This window comes from Nocardiopsis terrae, assembly GCF_014651695.1.
In the GTDB taxonomy this organism is placed as follows: Bacteria; Actinomycetota; Actinomycetes; order Streptosporangiales; family Streptosporangiaceae; genus Nocardiopsis; species Nocardiopsis terrae.
Genome location: NZ_BMXJ01000005.1, coordinates 246,318 through 269,012 on the forward strand (window position 1 = coordinate 246,318; position 22,695 = coordinate 269,012).

Annotated in this window: 21 protein-coding genes; 10 read left to right on the forward strand and 11 right to left on the reverse strand. The window is 72.5% G+C overall.

Annotation, left to right across the window (positions count from 1 at the left end):
- The first annotated feature begins 162 nt into the window (after positions 1-162).
- The gene (locus IE195_RS15395; RefSeq protein ID WP_191271996.1) at positions 163-1,047 is read left to right on the forward strand and encodes a sulfotransferase family protein; all 885 of its coding nucleotides are present in this window, start codon (positions 163-165) and stop codon (positions 1,045-1,047) included.
- Positions 1,048-1,068: 21 nt separating this feature from the next.
- Here the strand turns inward: IE195_RS15395 and IE195_RS15400 are convergent, their stop codons facing one another.
- Positions 1,069-1,677, reverse strand: coding sequence for a TetR/AcrR family transcriptional regulator (locus tag IE195_RS15400; RefSeq protein ID WP_191271998.1), 609 nt, complete (start codon positions 1,675-1,677; stop codon positions 1,069-1,071).
- Between the two features lie 77 nt (positions 1,678-1,754).
- Here IE195_RS15400 and IE195_RS15405 point away from each other — a divergent pair, with 77 nt between their 5' ends.
- A complete protein-coding gene (locus IE195_RS15405; protein ID WP_191272000.1) occupies positions 1,755-2,705 on the forward strand; it encodes a DMT family transporter in 951 nt (316 codons plus the stop codon).
- Positions 2,706-2,709: 4 nt separating this feature from the next.
- Here the strand turns inward: IE195_RS15405 and IE195_RS15410 are convergent, their stop codons facing one another.
- Positions 2,710-3,246 (reverse strand): RidA family protein, encoded by a 537-nt coding sequence (locus tag IE195_RS15410; protein WP_191272002.1) that lies wholly within the window; start codon positions 3,244-3,246, stop codon positions 2,710-2,712.
- 97 nt (positions 3,247-3,343) lie between these two features.
- Here IE195_RS15410 and IE195_RS15415 point away from each other — a divergent pair, with 97 nt between their 5' ends.
- Positions 3,344-3,499, forward strand: coding sequence for a hypothetical protein (locus IE195_RS15415; RefSeq protein ID WP_191272004.1), 156 nt, complete (start codon positions 3,344-3,346; stop codon positions 3,497-3,499).
- An 89-nt stretch (positions 3,500-3,588) separates the two neighbouring features.
- Here the strand turns inward: IE195_RS15415 and IE195_RS15420 are convergent, their stop codons facing one another.
- The gene (locus tag IE195_RS15420) at positions 3,589-4,413 is read right to left on the reverse strand and encodes an aldo/keto reductase (RefSeq protein ID WP_191272659.1); all 825 of its coding nucleotides are present in this window, start codon (positions 4,411-4,413) and stop codon (positions 3,589-3,591) included.
- A gap of 296 nt (positions 4,414-4,709) precedes the next feature.
- On the opposite strand from IE195_RS15420, the gene IE195_RS15425 reads away from it, so the two are divergent.
- The 4 genes from IE195_RS15425 to IE195_RS15440 all read left to right on the forward strand — a co-directional run bounded on the left by IE195_RS15425 (position 4,710) and on the right by IE195_RS15440 (position 9,362).
- A complete protein-coding gene (locus IE195_RS15425; RefSeq protein WP_191272006.1) occupies positions 4,710-5,900 on the forward strand; it encodes a PucR family transcriptional regulator in 1,191 nt (396 codons plus the stop codon).
- 183 nt (positions 5,901-6,083) lie between these two features.
- Positions 6,084-7,298 (forward strand): cytochrome P450 family protein, encoded by a 1,215-nt coding sequence (locus tag IE195_RS15430; protein WP_191272008.1) that lies wholly within the window; start codon positions 6,084-6,086, stop codon positions 7,296-7,298.
- 114 nt (positions 7,299-7,412) lie between these two features.
- Positions 7,413-8,009 (forward strand): Dps family protein, encoded by a 597-nt coding sequence (locus IE195_RS15435; RefSeq protein ID WP_191272010.1) that lies wholly within the window; start codon positions 7,413-7,415, stop codon positions 8,007-8,009.
- Positions 8,010-8,201: 192 nt separating this feature from the next.
- Entirely contained in the window at positions 8,202-9,362 is a 1,161-nt protein-coding gene (locus IE195_RS15440; protein WP_191272012.1) for an iron-containing alcohol dehydrogenase, read from the forward strand.
- 58 nt (positions 9,363-9,420) lie between these two features.
- Here IE195_RS15440 and IE195_RS15445 read toward each other — a convergent pair whose 3' ends face one another.
- The 5 genes from IE195_RS15445 to IE195_RS15465 all read right to left on the reverse strand — a co-directional run bounded on the left by IE195_RS15445 (position 9,421) and on the right by IE195_RS15465 (position 14,068).
- Complete coding sequence (locus IE195_RS15445; RefSeq protein ID WP_191272014.1) at positions 9,421-10,296, reverse strand: ABC transporter permease; 876 nt, start codon at positions 10,294-10,296, stop codon at positions 9,421-9,423.
- Positions 10,289-11,059: an ABC transporter ATP-binding protein gene (locus IE195_RS15450; RefSeq protein ID WP_191272016.1), complete on the reverse strand. Its 771-nt coding sequence runs from the start codon at positions 11,057-11,059 to the stop codon at positions 10,289-10,291. The genes IE195_RS15445 and IE195_RS15450 overlap by 8 nt, the downstream gene beginning before the upstream one ends.
- A 7-nt stretch (positions 11,060-11,066) precedes the next feature.
- On the reverse strand, positions 11,067-12,113 hold the full coding sequence (locus tag IE195_RS15455) for an ABC transporter substrate-binding protein (RefSeq protein WP_191272018.1): 1,047 nt from the start codon (positions 12,111-12,113) through the stop codon (positions 11,067-11,069).
- A gap of 468 nt (positions 12,114-12,581) precedes the next feature.
- Positions 12,582-13,442: a MetQ/NlpA family ABC transporter substrate-binding protein gene (locus IE195_RS15460; protein WP_191272020.1), complete on the reverse strand. Its 861-nt coding sequence runs from the start codon at positions 13,440-13,442 to the stop codon at positions 12,582-12,584.
- 212 nt (positions 13,443-13,654) lie between these two features.
- Entirely contained in the window at positions 13,655-14,068 is a 414-nt protein-coding gene (locus IE195_RS15465) for a hypothetical protein (RefSeq protein ID WP_191272022.1), read from the reverse strand.
- A gap of 170 nt (positions 14,069-14,238) precedes the next feature.
- Between IE195_RS15465 and xylB the strand changes: the two genes are divergently transcribed.
- From xylB to IE195_RS15480, 3 genes are all read left to right on the forward strand, one after another.
- Positions 14,239-15,630: a xylulokinase gene (xylB, locus tag IE195_RS15470; RefSeq protein WP_191272024.1), complete on the forward strand. Its 1,392-nt coding sequence runs from the start codon at positions 14,239-14,241 to the stop codon at positions 15,628-15,630.
- Between the two features lie 180 nt (positions 15,631-15,810).
- Complete coding sequence (locus IE195_RS15475) at positions 15,811-16,758, forward strand: aldo/keto reductase (protein WP_191272026.1); 948 nt, start codon at positions 15,811-15,813, stop codon at positions 16,756-16,758.
- Between the two features lie 227 nt (positions 16,759-16,985).
- A complete protein-coding gene (locus IE195_RS15480; RefSeq protein WP_191272028.1) occupies positions 16,986-19,484 on the forward strand; it encodes an ATP-dependent Clp protease ATP-binding subunit in 2,499 nt (832 codons plus the stop codon).
- A 96-nt stretch (positions 19,485-19,580) separates the two neighbouring features.
- Here the strand turns inward: IE195_RS15480 and IE195_RS15485 are convergent, their stop codons facing one another.
- From IE195_RS15485 to IE195_RS15495, 3 genes are all read right to left on the reverse strand, one after another.
- Positions 19,581-20,666: a glycoside hydrolase family 5 protein gene (locus IE195_RS15485; RefSeq protein WP_191272030.1), complete on the reverse strand. Its 1,086-nt coding sequence runs from the start codon at positions 20,664-20,666 to the stop codon at positions 19,581-19,583.
- Between the two features lie 201 nt (positions 20,667-20,867).
- Entirely contained in the window at positions 20,868-21,056 is a 189-nt protein-coding gene (locus IE195_RS15490; protein ID WP_191272032.1) for a hypothetical protein, read from the reverse strand.
- 213 nt (positions 21,057-21,269) lie between these two features.
- A complete protein-coding gene (locus tag IE195_RS15495; RefSeq protein WP_229826235.1) occupies positions 21,270-22,418 on the reverse strand; it encodes an SDR family NAD(P)-dependent oxidoreductase in 1,149 nt (382 codons plus the stop codon).
- Positions 22,419-22,695 lie beyond the last annotated feature (277 nt).

Here is a 22,695-nt window from a genome sequence, read left to right on the forward strand (position 1 = left end):
CCATTCTTACAGCGAGTTTGCGCGACTTTCCCAGGGCTTGGTCCGCCGTGACCGTCTCCGGGCTCTTCTTGGCCTTAACCTCGGTGAACGCGTGGGGCACCCGGGTGTAAGACCCGGCCGATGCACACGAGAAGGGCAAAGGGTGCAAAAATCGACACAATCATGAAGCAGCCGTCCTACATCCTCGTGGTCAACGGGACCAAGGTCCAGCGCCCCGTCTTCGTCCTGGGCGCGCCCCACTCCGGGGTTCCGGTGATCGCCCGCGCCCTGTCCCGCGCCCCCGGTTTCCACCTGGGCGCGGGCTCGCCCGGGGTGCTCAACGCCGTCTACGCCGTGGCCCGGCGCCCCTCCCTGGCCCTGGAGAAGGTCTCGGGGACCGCGAGTCTGCTGCGCGAGGCCTACGCCGAGGCCTGGCAGCTCACCCCCCTGACCTGTCCGAGGTGCCCGGGCCCCGGTGCCCGCGTTCCCGCCAACACCGCCGCCGAGCCGTGCGAGCACAGCGCCGAGGCGCGCCGCTACGGTGACGCCAGCGCCGACCTCCTCTACTCCGCGAGCGCCCTGCACGCGGCCTTCCCCGACGCACTGTTCGTCCAGATCATCCGGGACGGTCGTGACGTGGTCGCGGACATGATGGAGGACGAACGGTCGCTGGCCTGGCTCAAGCCCAGCTTCATGAAGCTGGAGCACGAGTTCCCCAACCACTTCTTCGGGCTGGAGGAGGAGTCGGACCTGACCGACTTCACCGAGGGCTCCACCGCGACCAAGTGCGCCATGCGCTGGCGGGGAGCGGTGCGCATGTCCGCGCGGCTGCGCCGGGAGATCGGGCCGGAGCAGCTGCTGACCCTGCGCTACGAGGACGTCCACGGCGGGGAGGTCGGGACCGCCGAACGGCTCCTGGAGTTCACCGGGGCCCGGGTCTCGGCCAGCGCGCTGCTGACGGAGCGCTCGTGGGGCGTGGGCTCGTGGCGGGAGCGGTTGGACCGCGGGGACCACGGTGACGTGCACGGGGTGGCCCGCAACGAGCTCTCCCGCCTGGGCTACCTGTAGGGTTCGCGGCCCCCGCCCCTGCTACGTCCCCTCGGGGACTCCGTGCGCGGTGAGCAGGGTGTCCGCGGCGGTGCGCGCGGTACGCGCGGCGTCGGTGACGCCGGTGACGTTGCGGGCCACCACGGCGCCCTCGTGCAGCATGGTGAGGGCGTCGGCCAGAGTCTCCGGGGCGGTGGCCCCCGTCTCCCGAGCGAGGTCGGTGTACAGGCCGCGCAGCCACCTCTTCTGTTCCTCGGCCACGGCCCGGCCGGGGTGCTCTGGGTCGGAGAGTTCGGCGTAGGCGTTGACCATGGCGCAGCCGCGGGGGTTCTCGGCGCCCATCCAGGCGTCCAGGGCGTCGAAGGTCGCGCCGATCCGGGCCCGCGGCCCGGCCTCCGGAGCCAGGCGGGCGTCGAGGAAGTCCCGCCAGCGGGCGTCGCGGGCCCGTAGGTAGGCGACGACCAGTCGCTGTTTGGAGCCGAACCGGTCGTAGACGGTCTTCTTGGTCACCCCGGCCCGTTCGGCGACCAGCTCCATGCCCACGGTGTTGATGCCCCGGGTGTAGAAGAGGTCGGTGGCCACGTCCAGGACGCGGCGGGCGGCGGGGGTGAGCGGTCGTTCGGCGGTGGTGCCGCGCGGGGCGCTGCCCATGGTGTGCTCCTACGGTTCTCGGTCGCGGTCTCCGACTACATTGTGAGTATACCGACCGGTGTGTTTACCTCAGGCCCATGGACATCTCCACGCGTTCCCTTCCCGCCCGTTCCCGGCCCCGGGCCCGCCGCGGGGACCGGCCCCTGGTTCCGTTCCTGCTGGCAGCCGGCCTGGTGGTGATGTGGAGTTCCGGGTTCGTCGGGGCCGAACTGGGCGCCCGGCACGCGCCGGCGACCACCCTGCTGGCCTGGCGGTTCCTGGTGGTGGGCGGGCTGCTGGCGGTCTGGCTCCTGTTCCGGGGGCCGCGGATGCGCGCCCGTGACCTGGCCCTGCACGCGGTGCTCGGGGTCCTGGCCCAGGCCGGATACCTGTACGGGGTCTTCGCCGCCGCCGAGGCGGGGGTGGCCGCGGGGACGAGCGCGCTGGTGGCCGCGCTCCAGCCGATGGTGGCCGCAGCGATCGCCGTGCCCCTCCTGGGGGAACGGCTCCGGGGCCGCCAGATCCTCGGGCTGGCCGTCGGACTGGCGGGTGTGGGGCTGGTGGTCGGCTCGGATCTGCTCAGGCCGGGGGCCGCCCCCTGGTGGGCGTACGCGCTTCCGTTCGGCGCGATGCTCTCGCTGGTGGCCGCCACTCTGGTGGAGCGGCGGACCCGCCCCGGCGGGGACCTGCTGGAGGCCCTCGCCGTCCAGGGCGGGGTGAGCGCGGTCCTGTTCACCGGGCTGGCCGCCGCGACCGGGACGCTGGCTCCGCCCGCCGATCCCGGCTTCTGGGGAGCTGTGGCGTGGGTGGTCGTACTGTCCACCCTGGGCGGTTACGGGCTGTACTGGGCCAACCTGGCCCGCACCAGCGTGGCCCGGGTGTCGGCGCTGCTCTACCTGACCCCGCCGACCACCCTGGTGTGGACCTGGCTGATGTTCGGCGACCCGGTGGGCCCGGGCGCCCTGGCCGGGACGGGGGTGTGTGCGGCGGCCGTGTGGCTGGTCCGCGGCCGGGAGCACTCCGGGAGCCGGGGGGCGACGCGGCGGTGACGGTTCAGTCGCGTGCCCCTTCTGGGCCCGCCGCGGGGTCGCCGAAGCCGCGCGGACGGTCGGTGAAGGCTTCGTCGACCTCCTCCACCAGCTCCCTGGGCGCCCCCTCCTCAAGGCCCCCGTGCCGGTGCGCCTCCGGGACCACCGCCGTGCACTCCAGTTCGACCAGGGCGCCGGCCTCCAGAAGTTCGGTGACGCCCACGACCGACATCGGCGGGTAGTAGCGGCCCATGTGGCGTCGGTACACCGAGCCCAGGGCCTTGAGGTTGACCCGGTAGACGCCGACGGAGGTGGTGTGGACCCGCATGTTCACCACGTGCGCGGGTTCGGCTCCTGCCGCGCGCAGTGCCTCCACCATGTTGGCGAGGGCCTGGTCGAACTGCTGCACCACCGAGTCCCCGGTCAGCGCGCCGTCGGGACGCCGGGAGGCCTGCCCGCCCACGTACACGGTGCGGCCCGGGGTGACCACGAGGGCGTGCGAGTAGCCCACCGGGTCGGCCAGGGTGAGCGGGTTGATGATCTCGTGCGGTGTCCGGTCCATCGACGGCCCCTCCGTGTCACTCGGCGCCCAGCCGCCCCCTCCCGGAGTGGCGGATCCCCTGGAAGCGCCTCTCCGGACATGCGGCTACGATGAGCGCATGATCTCTTTTGTACTCTCCGCCCTGGCCCTGACCGTCGTGGTCGGGCTCATCCTCGCGATCTTCGTCGCCGGCGGCGTCTACGCCAACCGTGTACGCAACGACGGCATCGACGCCGTCCTGGCGGGTGCCCGCAAGCACCGCGAACTGCGCTGATCCCGACCACCGGTGGACCGGACCGCTGAGGGTTCGGCCCGCTGAGGGCCGACCGTCCGCCGGCCCCGGGGGCCGTCCTGCGGTCCGGCTCAGCCGTCGAAGCCGTCCGGGTCGGGTCCGAACCGGCGGTCCTCGTTGAGCGCGCTGATCCGGGCGACCTCCTCGTCCGGGAGCTCGAAGTCGAAGACCTCGAAGTTGGAGCGGATGCGCTCGGGGGTCACCGACTTGGGGATGACCACGTTGCCCAGTTGGACGTGCCAGCGCAGCAGGATCTGCGCGGGGGTGCGTCCGTGCGCCTCCGCCAGCTCCGTGATCAGCGGGTGGTCGAGGAACTCACCCCGGCCCAGGGGGCTCCACGCCTCGGTGGCGATGTTGTGTTCGGCGTCGAAGGCACGCAGCTCCTCCTGGGTGAGGAGCGGGTGCAGCTCGATCTGGTTGACCATGGGGGCGATCCCGCCCTCCTCCATGACCCGCTCCAGGTGCGAGGGCTGGAAGTTGGACACGCCGATGGCGCGCACCCGGCCCTCCGCGTAGAGGCGTTCCATCGCCTTCCAGGTCGGCACGTAGAGGTCGCGCCGGGGCAGCGGCCAGTGGATGAGGTAAAGGTCCAGCACGTCCAGACCGAGGCGTTCCATGCTGGCGTCGAAGGCGCGCAGGGCGGAGTCGTAACCCTGGTCGGGGTTGGCGAGCTTGGTGGTGACGAACACCTCCTCCCGCTGGAGCTCCGAACGGCGCAGCGCCTCCCCCACACCCTTCTCGTTGCCGTAGGCGGCAGCGGTGTCGATGCTGCGGTAACCCGCCGCCAGGGCGTGTGAGACCGCCTCGACCACGGCGTCGTCTGGCACCTGCCACACACCGAAGCCCAACTGCGGGATCCGCACGCCGTTGTTCAGTGTGATGCCGGGAACCGTCATCGTTCTCATCCCCTGTCTCCCCCGTCAGGCCCTTCGCTCCCGGTCGGCCGGGACGACCGCCGCGACCGGATTCGACCACCGCGACCGGCCCGCCGTCGCTGTCGTCTCCGTGTTCGGTTCCTACTGATTACCGGGCCACTGTGCGCATACTGCCATGTCAGAGGGGGGCTAGTCCCCATGCTGCGCCGCAGTTGCGCACGCTTTTACCCGGATGACCGGTCCCGGCCGGCGATCCGGTCGCGCGCTAGGCTGCCCGCCCCAGGGCGAAGCATGCCAGATCTGGACAGAGGGAACGAATGGGACAGAAAGAGCGCGTTCGGGTCAGCGCCGAGTTGCAACGGGACCGGACGGGCCTGGTGGATCGGATCGTCGCCGAGGTCTACGCGGAGGTCCCCGCCTACCGCGCGCTGCACGGTTCCCAGCTGGAGGAGGTCCGGGCGATCACCGGGTGGCTGGTCACCCGGTCCATGGAACTGTGGGCGCGCGACGCCGCCCGCCTGCCCCCCGAGGACGTGGAACGGCTCCGCGGGATCGGGCGGGCACGGGCCGCCGACGGGCGTTCGATCGGCGCCGTGGTGCGTGCGCACCGGGTCGGTTCGGCTGCCGCGGTACGGATTCTGCGCGAGCAGGCGGGCGGACGGCTCGACGCCCGGGACGTGTTCGCTCTGAGCGAACTCTGGCTGGCCTCCATCGACCAGATCTCCGAGAGCCTGACGAGGGGCCACGCCGAGGCCGCCGAACAACTGGACGCGGACCGCGAACGCGCCCGGCGCGCCCTGCTCGACGACCTGCTCATCGGCCGCCAGGCCTCCCGGGGCGCGATCCGGGACCGGGCGCGGACCCTGGGCATCGCCCCGCCCGACCCCGCGGTACTGGTGGTCGCCGAACCGGGGCGGGAGTCCGCCGGTCGGGAGCGGACCCCGTCGGAGAACGTCACCGTGTCGGCGGGGTTGGAGCTGTTGGCCGCGGCCGCGCCCTCCGGGACCGACCCGCTGGTGACCACCCGCTCGGGCCGGGTGGTGGTGCTCGGCTCAGCCGAGGACGCCGAGGGGGTCACGGGGGAGCTGGTCAGGCGGGGGTGGCGCGGGTGCGTCCTGGAACCGCGCGGACTGTCCGACATGTCCGCCGCCTACCGGCTGGCCGACGGGGCCCTGGAGACCGCGCCCGCGCACGCCTTCGGTGCGGACGGCCTGCTGCGGGACCCCGACGCCTGTGTACTCGCGCTGCTCAACGGAGGCGCGATCGCCCCGGCGACGGTGCGCGGGGTGGTGCTGGGGCCCTTGCTGGCGCACGACAACCGGCACCTGTTGGAGACGTTGTGCGCCTACTTCCGGGAGGGCGCGGCGACCACGGCCGCGGAGGTACTGCACGTGCACGCCCAGACCCTGCGTTACCGGCTGCGGCGGGTGCGGGAGCTGACCGGCCAGGACCCGCACCGCCCGTGGCACCGGTTCGTCCTGGAGACGGCGTGCGCCATCGCGGCCTAGGAGCCGCGCCGCCGCGGCCCGGAAGGCGGTTCGGCGGCGCCCCGGCCGCCTCCCGGGGACGGTCGCGGCGCCCGGGGCCGGGGTGGCCGCATCCGGCCAGGGGCCGGGCGCCGTCGGCAGGGGGCCGACCGGCCGTGCGGGTAGGAACGACGCGGACCCAACCACACGGAGAGAAGGCCGACGATGACCACCGAGCCCCCCGCCCTGCACGGACCCGAGTTCGAGGCCGACCCCCACCCCGCCTACCGGTGGCTGCGGGAGAACGATCCGGTGCACCGGGTGGACCTGCCCGGTGGAGCGTGGGCGTGGGTGGTGACCCGGCACGAGGACGCGCTGCGGGTGCTCACCGACCCGAACATGCTCAAGGACCCCGCACGGGGCCACGAGACCTGGTACAGGGCCGGGCTGGGCCTGCCGTACGACCACCGCCCCAGCCTGGTGCGGAGCATGGTGAACGCGGACGGCCCCGACCACGTCCGGCTGCGGAGGGTGGTGAGCGGCGCCTTCAGCCCCAGGCGGGTCCGGACGCTCCGGGAGCGCGCGGAACGGATCACCGACGAACTCCTGACCGTGATCGAGGAGTCCGAGGAACCCGACCTGGTGCGCGACCTCGCCTACCCGCTGCCCATCACGGTCATCTGCGAGGTCCTCGGGGTGCCCGAGGCGGACCGGCCGGAGTTCCGGCGGCAGGCATCGGTGATCGACTCCGCCTCCTATGACGAGGTCCGGGCGATCGCCGGGGCCACGGACTGGTTCGACTCCTACCTGGGCGACCTGGTGGACGCACGGCTGGCGCGGCCCTCGGACGACCTGCTGGGCGACCTGGTGGAGTCCCACCGTGCGGGGGAGCTGTCCCGGGACGAGGTGACCTCCACGGCGTTCCTGCTGTTGGTGGCGGGACAGGAGACCACGCTGGCGCTGATCGGCAACATGCTGCTGACGCTGCTGCGCAACCCCGGGGCCATGCGGCGGATCAGGGACGACCGCTCCCTCCTGGACCCCGCGATCGAGGAGTCCCTGCGGTTGGAGAGCCCCCTGCAGAACGCGACCTGGCGGTTCCCCGCGGAGCCGACCACCGTGGGCGGGACGCACCTGGAGGCGGGAGAGCCGGTACTGGTATCGCTGCTGGCCGCAGGACGCGACCCCGAGCGGTACGAGGACCCGGACGGGTTCGACCCCGGCCGCGGCGCCGCGCACCTGTCCTTCGGCCAGGGGGCGCACTTCTGTGTGGGCGCCCAGCTCGCCCGGATGGAGGCCCGCGTGGCGGTCGGCGCGGTACTGGACCGGCTGCCGGGGCTGCGCCTGGCGGTGGAGGAGGCCGAACTGCGGTGGTGGCCGAGCATGATCATGCACGGGCTGTTCGCGCTGCCGGTCGAGTTCGACCGGCGAAAGAGATAAAGCCTTGCCCGGACATGGCGTGCGTTTTCTCTTCCGACAACGGTCGGTGGCCAAGACTGGCTGACGGAGCCTGACGGCTCCGCGCGACACACCGAACCGGAGGGGGAACCAACCGTGACGACCGCTGACCAGCGTTCGAGCCAGACACCCAGGCCCCGGAGCAGCCAGCCGTGGCTCCACCAGAGGGGCGAGGAGGTCCAGCAGTTCGGGACGGTCCGCCAACTCCCCGTGGGCCTGTCCTACGACGCCCGGATGTACTCGTGCCAGCGGCTCAACCAGGTGCTGTGCGACCTGCGGATCCTGCACGACATGTACAAGAAGCACCACTGGCTGATGCGCGGGCAGACCTTCTACCAGCTGCACCTGCTGATGGACAAGCACGCCGAGGAGCAGACCTCGCTCATCGACACCGTCGCGGAGCGGGTCCAGACCCTGGGCGGTGTGGCGGTCGGCGACCCGAGGCACGTCGCGGAGATCACCAACATCCCGCGCCCGCCGAACGGCGTGGAGGAGGTCCCCGCGATGCTCTCCCGACTGCTGGAGGCGCACGAGACCGTCCTGGAGGAGGCCCACGACGCGGCCGCCCGCGTACAGGAACTGGGCGACGACGGCACCAACGACGTGCTGGTCTCGGACGTGATCCGCACCAACGAACTCCAGGCCTGGTTCGTGGCCGAACACCTGGTGGACACCCCGCTGGTGCACACCTGACCGAACGCGCGCCACGGGGGCCGGGCCGAGCGCCCGGCCCCCGCTGTGCTCGCGGCGCCCCGGTCCGACAAACAGGGGCCCGCGGGGGGAGTCGAATCGGAGACGCGGGTAGGTACCCGGGCGTTGAGCCGTGCCCCCGGTTTCCCGGGGCAGGCCCCGACACCCGTACTCCCGACCCCCGGAGGTACCGACGTGACCGCTTCCATCGCCCTGCCCCGCATCCTGCGTGTGGGCGCGGGGGCCTCGGCCGAACTGGCCGGGGTCCTGGACTCCCTCAAACTGTCCCGCCCGTTGCTGGTGAGCGACCCGTTCGTCGTCGAGCGCCCCTTCTTCCAGGCACTCCTGGCCGACCTGAAGGAGGCCGGCCTCTCCCCCGGAGTGTTCGCCGAGACCGTGCCCGACCCCACCAGCACGGTGGTGGAGGAGGGGGTCCGGGCCCTCCGGGAGGGCGGCTTCGACTCCGTGGTCGGGGTGGGCGGCGGCAGCCCCATCGACACGGCCAAGGCCGTCGCCCTGCTGAGCACGCACGGCGGGCGGATGCGCGACTACCGGACACCGGTGGTCACCGACGCGCTCGCCCTGCCGGTGGTGGCGGTGCCGACCACCGCGGGAAGCGGGTCGGAGTGCACCCGCTACAGCGTCATCACCGACGCGGAGACCGGCGAGAGGATGCTCTGCGCCGGACTGGCCATGCTGCCCCGGGCCGCACTGGTGGACTTCGAACTCACCCTGGACGTGCCGCCGCGGTTGACGGCCGACACGGGGTTGGACGCCCTGACCCGCGCGATCGAGGCGTACGTGAGCGCGCGGGCCAACCCGGTGTCCGACGGTCTGGCCCGGGAGGCGATGCGCACGGTCTTCACCCACCTGCGGGCCGCGTACGCCGAACCGGGCGATCGGCCGGCACGCGAGGCCCTCATGGTGGGCGCCGCCCAGGCCGGGATGGCGTTCTCCAACTCCGGTGCCGCCCTGGTGCACGGGATGAGCCGCCCGGTCGGCACGCACTTCGGGGTGGCGCACGGGCTGTCCAACGCCATGCTCCTGCCGACGCTCACGGAGTTCTCCGTGCCCTCGGCCCCCGACCGTTACGCCGAATGCGCCCGCGCGATGGGCCTGGCCGGTCCGAACAGCACCGACGGGGAGGCCACCGGTGCGCTGGTGTGGGAGCTGCGCCTGCTCAACCAGGACCTGGAGGTGCCGACCCCGCGCGGGCACGGGATCAGCGCCGAGCGCTGGTGGGGGCTGGCACCGCTGATGGCGGAGCAGGCCCTGGCCTCCGAGGAGGCCGCCGACGGTCCGCGGATGCCCACGGTGGAGGAGGCCGTGGAGCTCTACCACGCCGTGTACGGCTGAGCCCCGCCCGCGCCCGGAGGGGGTGCTCCCCCGCCCGGTCCTGACCGCAGGGCCCCGGTCAGGACGGGGCGATCCCCCACCGGCGGCGCAGGGAGCGGTCCGCCCAGTTGAAGAACACGTCGATCATGATGCCGATGACCAGCACGATGATGATGTAGCTGAGCAGCCGGTCGGCGTCGTTGAGCTGGCGGGCCTGGCTCAGCGCCCACCCGATCGAGTTCTCCTGGTTGATGATGACCAGCAGCTCTCCGGCCATCAGGGAACGCCAGGCGAAGGCCCAGCCCTGTTTGAGCCCGGTGACGAACATCGGCAGCGCCGCCGGGACGATCAGCAGCGAGTACCGCTGGACTCCGCGCAGGCCCATGACCTGGCCCGCCCGCAGCAGTGACGGCGACACGTAGTCGATGCCCGAGGTCAGGCCGCCCGCGATGGAGGGCGCTGCGCCCAGGATGATCACGAACATGATCGCCGACTCGCTGATGCCGTACAGCAGCATCGCGAACGGGAACCACACGATCGACGGCATGGTCTGGAGCCCGGTGACCAACGATCCGATCGCGGATCTCAGCGGCCTGAACTGCGACACCGCGAGGCCGACCACCACCCCCACGGCCAGGGCCAGGGCGAAGCCGACGAAGGCCCGGCGCATGGTGACCTGGACCGCCGACCAGAACGCGGGGTCGGTGACCTCGTTCAGCAGGGCGGGCAGCACCCGGTCCGGCCCCGGGAAGACGTACTCCGTGCGCCATCCGGACCACACGAGTGCCTGCCAGGCGGCCAGGACGATGACCACGGCGACCGCCTTGGGCCAGGTCGCGGCCCAGATCCTGCCGGCGATCCCGGCGGCGCCGCGGTCGCCGACGCTCTTCCCGGGCTGGAGCTCAAGCGCGTCGAGCCCCTGGACCTGGCGGTTTCGGGCGTCGGTCTCAGGCATGGCGCGAGACCTCCTCACGCAGTCGGTCGGTGATGGCGGCGGCCTGCCCGGCGATCAGCGCGGAGTCGATCCGTCGGGGGCGCTCACCCTCCACCGGGAACTCCTTGATGACCCGTCCCGGGCGGCTGGACAGCAGGACGACCCGGTCGCCCAGGCGCACCGCCTCCCGTACGTTGTGGGTGACGAAGAGGATGGTCAGCGACCGCTCCCGCCAGATCCGCTCCAGTTCGTCGTGCAGGATGTCGCGGGTCATGGCGTCCAGGGCGCCGAAGGGCTCGTCCATGAGCAGGACGTCGGCGTCCTGGGCCAGGGCGCGGGCCAGGGCCACGCGCTGGCGCATGCCGCCGGAGAGCTCGTGCGGGCGCTTGCGCTCGAAACCGCTCAGGCGGACCAGGTCCAGGAGTTCGATCACGCGTTTCCTGCGCTCTGCCTTGGGGACCCTGTTGACCTTCATCGGGATCTCGATGTTGGCGCCCACGGTCAGCCACGGGAAGAGCGCGGCCTCCTGGAACATCATGGCCACGCGGTGGCCGCCGACGTCCACGGCCCCGGTGGTGGGCTCCTCCAGGCCGGCGACGAGGGAGAGCAGGGTGCTCTTGCCGCAGCCGGAGGCGCCGACGATGGCCAGGAACTCGCCGGTGCCGACGGTGACGGTCATGCCGTCGATCGCGGTCACGGCGCCCCCGCCGTGACCGAAGACCTTGGAGATGTCGTCGATCTCCAGGGCGTTCGTGCCGGTACGGGTCTCGGTGATGGTGGTCATGGGGCCCTTACCCTTCCAACCCGGCGACCAGCTCGTGCCCGGCCTCGGCCAGGACGTCGTTGAGCGGGTCGAGGGCGTAGATTCCGTTGAGGTCGACGGGGTCCAGCAGACCGACGGCCTCGGCTTGTCCGGCCTGGGCGAGCAGCGACGGTGCCACGGGGTCGACGGTGAACGTGACGTTGTCGAAGGCGGCGGCGGTGAGCTCGGGGTCGAGTTCGCCGCCGGTGAGGTCCTCCAGGTGGGTGCGGGACACTTCTGCGGCCTCGTCGGGGTTGGCACCGATCCAGTCGACGGTCTCGATGTGGCCGCGCAGCAGGTCGTCGACGACCTCCGGGTGGTGTTCCAGGAAGTCGGCGTTGACGATGAGGAGCGTGGTGACGTACTGGCCGTCGGTCTGCGCCCACAGGTCCGGCTCGTCGACGAGCAGGCGGGCGTCGTCCTCGGCCAGGACACGGCTCAGGTGGGGCTCGGGGAGCCACGCGCCGTCGATCTCGCCGGCCGCGAAGGCGTTGACGGTGTCGGGGTTGTCCTGGGGGAGGATCGAGAGGTCCCCTCCCCCGGCCGTGTCGACCTCCCAGCCCTGTTCCCGGGCGAACCAGCGCAGCGCCACGTCCTGGGTGCCGCCCAGCATCGGGGTGGCGAGGGTGGTGCCGGGCAGTTCGTCGACGGCCTCGATGTGGTCCCGGACCACGAGCCCGGTCCCCTGGGTGGCGGCTCCGGCGATGATGTGCAGGGCCTCGCCCTCGGACTGCGTCCAGCCGTTGACGGCGGGGTTGGGGCCGACGAAGGCCGCGTCGATCTCACCGGAGAACAGGGCGTTGATGGTGTCCGGGCCCGCGTTGAACGTCTGGGCGGCCAGCTCCACGCTGCCCAGGGCCCCGTCGAGGATCCCGTTCTCCACGCCGACCAGGGCGGGCGCGTGGGTGATGTTCGGGGAGTACCCGAGGGTGAGGACGGAGCCGGCGGCCTCCCCCTCGCCCGCGCACCCGGCCGCGGCCAGGCCCAGGGCCAGGGCAGCCGCGGCGGCTCTCAGCGGGAGCGGGCGAACACGCATCTCGGGGGTCCTTTTCGGGGTGTCGACGGAGGTACGGGAGAAACTCTACTTAATAAGTAGGTTTTGTGGAAGCACCGCCCCGGCGATTCCGACCGCGATGACCTGCCCGAACTCGCACCCGTCACCCGGGGTGAGTCCCAGCCAGCGGGAAGCCGCAGCTCAGGGCGCCACCTTCCGGAACCCCCGGGAGGAGATGCCGTCACCCTGCGCAGTGCCCGGCTCCCGCTCCCGGACCGGGACCGCACCCCGGGTGCGAGGGAGATCACAGGCTGCGGGGCCGGGCCCCTCGGCCCCGGACGGCACCGGGACGGGCGCGACCGGCGGGCACGGACAGCTGGCACGGGGGCGGACGCACGGGCGGCGGGCGAACACGCGAAAAGGGCGGCGGAGCCGGAGAGGGCTCCACCGCCCTTGACGGAGGTGGGGGCGCCGGGTCAGGCGCCGCGGGTGCGGGAGGGCAGCGGGAGGCTACTCCGTGATGACGCCGTCGGCGTCGACCGCCAGGACCACACCGCGCCAGGTCTCCTGGACGTACTCCAGGACCCGCTCGTCGTGGAGCAGCTCGGCCAGCAGCTGGACGCGCTCGTCGTCGGCGTTCTCGTTCAGGGCGACCAGGCCGTTGGCGTAGTTCTGGACGTAGTCCTCGCCCTCGGGCTCCCAGGCCAGGACGTTGGACTCCTCGGGCAGGTCGGCCTCGATGGCGTAGTTGCCGTTGACGACCGCCGCGTCGACGTCGGCGATCGAACGCGGGAGCTGGGCCGCTTCCAGCGGGGTGACCACCAGGTCGTTCGGGTTGTCGGTGATGTCGTTCTCGGTGGCGTTCTCGCCCGCCTCGGGGTCGACGGTGATCAGCCCCTCGGCCTCCAGGATGGACAGAGCCCGGTTGAGGTTGGCGGGATCGTTCGGCACCGCGATCTCGGCCCCTTCGGGCAGGTCGCCGGTGCTCTCGACGCTCTCGGAGTACAGCCCCAGCCGCTCGATGTGGACGTCGGTGACGTAGGTTAGTTCAGCGTCGGGGCCGTTCTCCAGCCACTCGTTCATGAACGCACGGTGCTGGAAGTAGTTGGCGTCCAGCTCCCCCTCGACCAGCGCCGCGTTGGGCGTGTTGTAGTCGGAGATCTCCTCGATCTCCAGCTCCAGGCCGGCCTCCTCGGCGAGGTTCTCGTCGATGAAGGCGAGGATGTCGCCGTGCGGCACCGGGCTGACCCCGACCCGGAGCACGTCTCCCCCGCCCTCGGCGGATTCGGAGGCCTGCTCACTGGGGGCACCGCAGGCGGCGAGGGCCAGGGTGAGGGCGGCCGCGCCGATGACGGTCGAGGTCGTGCGCATGGTGCACTCCTTCGTGATCGTGGGATGGAGGATCGCGGGGGGAGGCCTGCGCCGGAGGAAGATCCGGCACGGGGGCTCGGGCGCCCTGGTGGGACGCGGGCGAGCTGACCAGAGACTACTCGACCTTCTTGGTAGGAAATGTCCCTTTTGCGGTCGCGTCATACGTGGCTTTTCCCACAACGCCGGACCCCGCCGACCGACCCGGCGACCACTCAGCCCGCGGGGGCGACCAGGCTCCGGAGCCGCCCGGCGAAACGGGCGAGCGCGGAGCGCAGGCGACCCGCCCGGGAGGTGCGGCGCAGGCCGGGGCGGACCGCCACCGGGGCCGGGTCCACGAGCGGCGCCACGACGGTGAGACCGCTCGGGGTGCGGCGCAGGGAGGGGCGCCCGACGGGAGCCTCCAGGGCCACGCGGCACAGAACCGAGCGGTCCGCACCGCGCACGAACACGAGGGCGTCCGCCTCCCTGAGGACCAGGACCTCGCGGGGGTCGACCACGGGCCCGAGCTCGACGCCGACCACCAGGTCGCCGCCGCGGCGGCCGCTGTCGATCCGCACCACGGGCTCGGCGGCGAGCTGTGCCCACAGGGCCTCCTCGGCCCGGTCGAAGACATCCGTCACGCGCATCGAAGCACTCCCATCGACTTGAGTTGTCTGGACTCAAGTTTATTGATGCGTCAACGCGGGGGCAAGAGCGGCCCACTGCAGCACCCGGCACAGTGACGGGGGTCACGAGAATGCGAGAATGAGCGGCGCCGCCCCCACGGCTTCGGACCCTCACCCCACACGGAGCGAACATGGCATTGGTTGCCGGAATCGACAGTTCGACCCAGTCCTGCAAGATCGTGGTCTGTGACAGCACCACCGGGAAGGTGCTGCGCGAAGGCCGCGCACCGCACCCCGACGGCACCGAAACCGACCCCGCCCACTGGTGGTCGGCGCTGACCACCGCCTCCTCCGGCCTGCTCGACGACGTCTCCGCCGTCTCCGTCGCGGGGCAGCAGCACGGCATGGTCGTGGTCGACGAGGACGGCGAGGTCGTCCGGCCGGCCCTGCTGTGGAACGACTCCCGCTCCGCCGGGGCCGCACACGACCTCGTCACCGAACTGGGCGGCCCCAAGGCGTGGACGGACGCCGTCGGCAACGTGCCCGTGGCCAGCTTCACCGTCAGCAAACTCCGCTGGTTCGCCGAGTACGAGCCCGAGCTCGCGGCCCGCGCGCACGGCGTCATGCTGCCCCACGACTGGCTCACCTGGCGGCTCAACGGCTCCCGCACCGAGCCCACCACCGACCGGGGCGACGCCTCCGGAACCGGCTACTGGTCGCCCGCCGACAACACCTACCGCCCCGACCTGCTCGTCCGCGCCTTCGGCCGCGAGCTCGACGTACCGCGCGTGGCCGCACCGGCCGAAACCGTGGGCCACACCCCCGAGGGCGCGGTGATCGCCCCCGGCACCGGGGACAACATGGGTGCGGCGCTCGGCCTGGGCCTGCGCCCCGGGGACGTCGTCGTCTCCCTCGGCACCAGCGGCACCGTGTTCGCGGCGCACGACCGGGCCGTACACGACCCCAGCGGGGCGGTCTGCGGGTTCGCCGACGCCACCGGCGGCCATCTGCCCCTGGTGTGCACCCTCAACGCCGCCCGGGTGCTCGGATCCGCCGCCGCGATGCTCGGCACGGACCTGGCAGGGCTCGACCACCTCGCCCTGGGAGCGCGCCCGGGAGCGGAGGGCGTCGTCCTGCTGCCCTACCTCGACGGGGAACGCACCCCCGAACTCCCCGACGCCGCCGGCTCACTGCACGGGCTGCGCCGGGACAACATGGCCCCCGCCAACATCGCCCGCGCCGCCGTGGAGGGCATGCTGTGCGGTCTGGCCGACGGCCTGTCCGCGCTCGCCGACCAGGGCGTACCGACCGAACGCGTGCTGCTGGTGGGCGGGGGCGCCCGCTCCGCCGCCGTGCGCGCCATCGCCCCCCTGGTCCTGGCCGCGCCCGTGGTCGTCCCGCCCGCCGCCGAATACGTGGCCCTGGGCGCCGCCCGCCAGGCGGCCTGGGCCCTCGCCGGAACCACGGAGCCGCCCACCTGGACCCTGGGCGCACCCGAGGAGGAATCCGCCCACACCCCCGAGGTCGGCGCGCGGGTCCGTGAACGCTACGCCGAGTACCGCCGCGCCACACACGGCGTCTGACCCGGGCCCGGCGCTGCCGGCCGGCACGGTCTCCGGCGCTGCCGGGGAAGCCGGAAGCCCGCCCGGCAGGCTCCCGGCGCGGCGTCCGCCCCGGAAGCGTTCGTGACCCCCGGGCCGGATTCCTCTAGCTTGGGAGCCGAATCAACGGCTCCCCCATCGGGAACACACGGAACGGTGAGCATGAACGACACCCACCTGCGCCGACTCGGCGGATCCGATCTGCGGGTATCCCCGTTGAACCTGGGCGGCAACGTCTTCGGGTGGACCGCGGACGAGGCCACCTCCTTCGCGGTCCTGGACGCCTACCGGGAGAGCGGCGGCAACTTCGTCGACACCGCGGACGCGTACTCGGCCTGGGCGCCGGGGCACACCGGCGGCGAGTCCGAGCGGGTCATCGGCGCCTGGCTGGCCGCGCGCGGGCACGACGACATGGTGATCGCCACGAAGGTCAGCCAGCACCCGGACTTCCCGGGCCTGTCCGCCGGCAACATCAAGGCCGCCAACGAGGCCTCGCTCGGACGGCTCGGGGTGGAGGCCGTCGACCTGTACTACGCCCACTTCGACGACCCCGAGACCCCGCTGGCCGAGAGCGCCGAGGCCTTCTCCGCCCTGGTCGACCAGGGCAGGGTCCGGTACGTGGGCCTGTCCAACCACAGCCCGGAGCGCATCCGCGAGTGGCTGGCGCTGTGCGACGAGAACGGCTGGCACCGCCCCGTGTGCGTGCAGCCGCAGTACAACCTGGTCGAGCGCGGCATCGAGCGGGACCTGGTGCCGCTGGCCCTGGCGGAGGACCTGGCGCTGCTGCCCTACTTCGGGCTGGCCCGGGGCTTCCTCACCGGCAAGTACCGGCCGGGTCGCGCCGAGGACGGGAGCCCCCGCGCCGCCAAGGCCCGCGCCTACCTGGACGACCCGCGGGGCGAGCGGGTGCTGGCCGCGCTGGACGCGATCGCGGCCGAGCGCTCCGCGGAGCTGTCCACGGTCGCGCTGGCCTGGCTGGTGGAGCGCCCCGGCGTGGCCTCGGTGCTCTCCAGTGCCCGGAACCTGGACCAGCTGCGGGGGCTGCTGGCTTTGAACGACCTCCGTCTGACGGCCGAGGAGACCGCCCGTCTGGACGAGGCCTCCGCCTGACCGGGCCCGCCGGAGGCGCCCCGGTCGGGGCGCCTGCCGGAGCGGGGCCCGCGCGGGGCGCCGCGCGTGTGAGAGGGCGGCCGGGGAGGAAGGCCGAAGAGGGGAGCGGGTCCTCCCGCACCCGAGGTCGTTACCGACCGACATACCGGAATCAACGTAGGGTAATTGAACGACTACTCCAGCCTGTCATCGCACCGGCTTGTCAACACCACGGGGGACGACACGACATGAGCACCGACTTTCCCGACGGCCCGGGCGGCGACCCCGGCTCCTTCGACGAGTTCCTGGCACGGTTCCTCGGCGGGTCCCGTGGGCCCGTCCGCCGCGTCGACCTGTCCAAGCTGATGAGCCCCGAGGCGCGACAGGTCGCCGACGCCGCGGTCCGGCGCACCCTGGAGGCCGGAGGGACCGACGTCGACTCGGTCCACCTGCTGTGGTCGCTGCTGCGCTACCCGCCCGTCCGCGAACTCCTGGGACGCACCGACGCCGACCTCACACCGCTGGAGGACGTCGTCGACCAGGCCGTCGCCCAGACCCCGCGCTCGGTGCGCGGCGGTTCGGCCCGACTCACCCCCGCGGCCAAGCGCGCCTTCCTCGACTCCCTCCAGATCGCCCGCGCCACCGGCAGCACCAGCATCACGCCCGAGCACCTGATGTTCGCGCTGGCGGTCAACACCGACGCCCCGGTCGGCCAGCTCCTGCGCGACACCGGCATCACCCCGAAGGCCCTGCAGAAGTCGGCCGGTCCGGCGTCCGCCGGGGAGCAGCCCGAGGCGGAACCGTCCAGCACCCCGCAACTGGACGAGTTCGGCACCGACATGACCGCTCTGGCCGCCGAGGGGCGGCTGGACCCGGTGGTCGGCCGGGAGGCCGAGGTCGAACAGTGCATCGAGGTGCTGGCCAGGCGGCGCAAGAACAACCCCGTCCTCATCGGCGACCCGGGCGTGGGCAAGACCGCGATCGTGGAGGGAATCGCCCAGCGCATCTTCGACGACGACGTCCCCCAGACCCTGCGAGGACGGCGACTCGTCCAGCTGGACCTGTCGGGCATCGTCGCGGGCACCCGGTACCGGGGTGACTTCGAGGAGCGGCTCAACGCGATCGTGGACGAGATCCGCGCCCAGTCGGACCGGCTGCTCATCTTCATCGACGAGGTCCACACCCTGGTCGGGGCGGGTGCCGCCGAGGGGGCGACCAGCGCCGGGAACATGCTCAAACCCGCGCTGGCCCGCGGGGAACTGCACATCATCGGCGCGACGACCGTCGACGAGTACCGCAAGAACATCGAGAAGGACGCCGCGCTGGAGCGGCGGTTCCAGCCCATCCAGGTGCCCGAGCCCTCGGTGGAGGACACCGTCGAGATCCTGCGCGGACTGCGGGACCGCTACGAGGCCCACCACCAGGTGCGGTTCGGCGACGACAGCCTGGTCGCGGCGGCCGAGCTGTCCGACCGCTACGTCACCGACAGGTTCCTGCCGGACAAGGCCATCGACCTCGTCGACCAGGCCGGGGCGCGGGTCCGTCTGCGGCTCAGCAGCTCCAGCTCCACGCTGCGGGACCTGGAGAAGAAGCTCAAGGAACTGGAGGAGCAGAAGGAACGGGCCGTCCAGGAGGAGGACTACGAGAAGGCCTCCCGGCTGCGCGACGAGATCAACGCGGCCAAGGGCAGCATGCACCAGGCGCGCGGCACCGGTTCGTCCGTGCCCGAGGTGGGTCCGGGCGACATCGCCGAGGTGGTCTCCCGCAGCACCGGGATCCCGGTGACCCAGCTGACCCAGGAGGAACGGGACCGGCTGGTGAACCTGGAGGAGGTGCTGCACGACCGGGTGATCGGCCAGGAGGAGGCGGTCACCGCGGTCTCCGAGGCGATCCGCCGCAACCGGGCCGGCCTGGGCGACCCCGACCGGCCGGTGGGGAGCTTCCTGTTCCTGGGGCCGACCGGTGTCGGCAAGACCGAACTCGCGCGGGCGCTCGCCGAGGCGCTGTTCGGTTCCGAGGAGGCCATGGTCCGGATCGACATGAGCGAGTTCCAGGAACGGCACACCACGAGTCGGCTGACCGGGGCGCCCCCCGGTTTCGTGGGTTACGAGGAGGCCGGGCAGCTCACCGAGGCGGTGCGGCGGCACCCGTACTCGGTGCTGCTGCTCGACGAGGTCGAGAAGGCCCACCCGGACGTGTTCAACCTGCTGCTGCAGCTGTTGGACGACGGTCGGCTCACCGACGGGCAGGGCCGGACCGTGGACTTCCGGAACACGGTGGTGATCATGACGAGCAACCTGGGGTCGGAGGTCATCACCGGCGGCGCCCCGATGGGTTTCAGCGCCGACGGCCAGATGGACCCCGACACCGAGCGCCGTGTCATGCGCCGTCTGAAGGAGGAGTTCCGGCCGGAGTTCGTCAACCGCATCGACGAGGTCATCGTCTTCCAGCAGTTGGGTGAGCAGGAGCTCGCGCAGATCACCCGTCTCATGCTGGAGCGGACCGAGGAGCGGCTGAAGGCCCAGGACATCCGGATCCGCTTCACCGACGAGGCGGTCAGGTGGCTGTCCCAGCGCGGCTACCAGCCCGAGTTCGGCGCCCGTCCCCTCGCCCGGACCATCCAGCGCAACGTGGGGAACCGGATGTCGAGGATGGTGCTGGACGACCAGGTGGTCCCCGGCGACCACGTGGTGGTGGACGTGGACGGGGACGACCAGCTCACCATCGCCACCGTGCCGTCCTTCTGACCCTCCCGGGGCGGGCGACTCCTCCGGAGGGGTCGCCCGCGGGCGCGGACCCGGGGCCGGCGCCGAGGTGCCGGTCCCGGGTCCGCCGTACCGGGGTCAGGCTCCGGTGCCGCTGGTGCGGATCCTGTCGCGGATCCACTCCCCCGCGGGTTTGAGCGCGCCGGTCCCGGCGAAGGGCCCGCCGGAGTGGCAGGTTCCGGGTTCGAAGGCGGCGCCGGAGCGGAAGTCGTCCGAGAAGTTCCAGTTGACCCAGCTGATCTGCTCCTCGGCCATGAAGTCGAGGTAGGCCTGCGCGGACCCGAAGTCGTCGGGGCCGTCGCCGGTGTACTCCTGGGTGCCGAACTCGGTCACGAACAGCGGCAGTTCCCGGGCGGCCCGCCGGAAGGCGTCGAAGTGCACCCCACCGTGTGAGGCGGCGTAGAAGTGGTAGACGTACATGATGTTGTCGGCGGCCACCGGGTCGGCGGTGATCTCGGTGTGGTCCGAGCCCTCCGAGACGCCCAGCGACGACCACGCCCGCGTGCCGACCAGGACGACCGCCTCGGGGTCCCGGGCGCGGATCACCGGGACGACCTCCTCGGCGTAGCCCTTGATCGCGCCCCAGGAGACCCCGTTGGGCTCGTTGGCGATCTCGTACAGGACGTTGTCCTTGTCGGCGTGGACCGAGGCGATCTCCGTGAAGAAGTCCCGTGCGAGGCCGGTGTTGTGGTTGGGGTCGCCGGGCGTCAGCATGTGCCAGTCCACGATCACGTAGAGGCCGCGTTCGGTGGCCTCCCCGATGAGCTCGTGCACCCGGTCGGTGAAGCCCCGCGGGTCGGTTTCGTAGCCGCCCTCCTGGACGTACGTGGACACCCGCAGGACGTCGGCGTCCCAGTCGTGGGCGAGGGCGTCGAGTGAGGCGTCGGTGAGGCAGTGGTCGAACCACTGGAGTCCGTGCGAGCTCATCCCGGTGAGCTGGACCGGTCGGCCGTTCTCGTCGCAGAGCTTGAGCCCGCACACCCGGAGCTGGCCGTGCTCCCCGGCAGGCCCCGTGGCGGCACCGTCGGCGACGGGGGCCGCCTCGGCCCGGCCGGTCGGCTCCTGGGTGAGCAGGGACGCCCCGAGTAGGAGCGCTCCCAAAGCGGCGAGGCTGAGCGTGCGGAGGGGATTTCTTCGGACGGGGGCGGTGCGGTGACGCGCCAAGGGAACCTCCGGCGGGGAGCGGACCGGCCGTGCGGCGGGGGTCTGGGGTTCGCGCGGCCCGGATCCGGAAGGATTGTTTACCGACGAAGCTAGGTTCCCGTCGCTCAAACGTCAAGGGTGGATACCCAGGGTGATCACATCGGCCCGGCCACCCCCGCAGGGCACACCGGCCGGGCGTGCCCCGGGACGGCCCCTCCTCCGTCAGGCGGGCTCCGGTTCGGGTTCGGGGCCCGGCGGGTCGGGTATCGGGCCGGGCGGCCCGGGTTCCGGATCCGGTTCGGGGCCCGGCTCCGGAGGTACCGGCCCGGGCGGCATCGGCGCGGGCGGGAACGGGTCCGGCGGCATGGGGTCGGGGTGGCGCAGGGTCCGGTCCGTACTTGGCGCACTCATGCGGATTTCCTCCTCTCGACGGTGTCGCTTGCCGGTGGGCCCGGGGCCGGTGGCGGGCACCGGGCCCGTGACGGGTCCGACGGTCATCCCGGACACGTCATCCTCGGGGTCCTCTCCGCCCTGGCACCCTGCAGGCGGCCACGGGCTGTGCGGCGCTCGGCCGGTTCGGTACCGGACCTCCCGGTACGTCGAGGTGTCTGCTCTCCACGTGACCTACCCGGCTCGCTCCTCCCCCGCCCGGGAGCGCTGGTTCATCCGTCGGCCCGCCCGTTCGTTGAGGACGGCGGCTGCGCTCACCAGGCGCCCCACCCTGCTGCGGGCCGCCTCCGCTCCGAGGCGTTCCTCCGCCTGGCGGGGCGCGTCGGGCAGCAGCCGGCCGACCAGCCGCATCGCCTCCTGGGTGAGCCCCGGCGCGAGCCCGTGCACGGCCAGGCCGACCCGGGCCGCCGGGGAGATGACGAGGAACCCGCGCCGCCGGGCGGTGGCGCGCACGATGCGGCGGGCGGCGTGTTCGGCGCTCACGCTGAGCAGCGGCAGCCCTGCCAGCAGGGCGAACCACGCGTACTCGCGTTCGGGGTCGCCGGTGAAGACCACACCTCGGGGCGAACCGGTGCGCATCAGGCCGGGCACCACGGTGGTGACCCGCACCCCGGTCCCCGCCGTCTCGGCGGCCATGCCCTCGGACAGCGCGGCCCAGGCGTGTTTGGCGGCGGAGTACGGCAGCAGGTGCGGCACCGACAGGTAGGCGCCGACGGAGGTGATGTTGACGATGCTTCCCCGGTGTTCGCGCAGCCGGTCGACCGCGGCCCGGGAGAGGTGGAAGGGGCCCCAGAACATGACGTCCATGGCCTGGACGAAGTGCTCGTCGGACATGGTCTCCTGGGGGCCGACCCGCATGTTCCCGGCGCTGTTGACCACCGCGTCGAGGCGGCCGAAGCGCTCCACGGCCTCGTCGAGCAGCGACTCGACGCTCTCCGGGTCGGTGACGTCGCAGGCCACACCGTGCGCGTCCACGCCCCTGCCGGTGAGCTCGGCGACCGCCCGGTCAAGGTCCTGCCGCCCCCGGGCGCAGACCACCACCGAGGCCCCGCAGGAGCCGAACTCGCGGGCCAGCTGGAGACCGAGCCCGCGGGAGCCGCCGGTGATCAGGACGACCTTGCCGGACATGAGCCCCGAGCGGCGGCGTTCGGACAGCGCCGAGGCGCCCACACCGAGGGCGGCTCCGGCCGCGCCCCAGGCGAGGAGTTCGAGGTTGCGCCTGTAGGCGGGCACGGGTTCGGGGGCCGGCGCGTACCTGCGGCGGACCCGGGTCCAGGCCCAGCGGGCCCCGGCCATCGCCAGGGGTGCCTTCCAGCCGGTCACCGGACACCCCGTCCCGTGCCGGTGCGGGCGGCGGGCGTGTGGCGGGCCTGCGGCATGTGCTCCCCTGTTCGTCAGTCGTCGGATGTGTTTTCAGGGGGATGTGGGTGCTCCGGTACCCGGCGCGCGGGGACCGAAAACGGGAGCTGGGAAGAGATGGGAAAACCGGGTGTCCGCGTTGGGAAGACGGGTTCCGGGCGGGCTCCGCGGGCCGGGGCCGCCGCCGGAGAGAGGCACCGCGATGCCGTCCGGGCCGTCCTCGAAACCCTCGGAGCCGGGA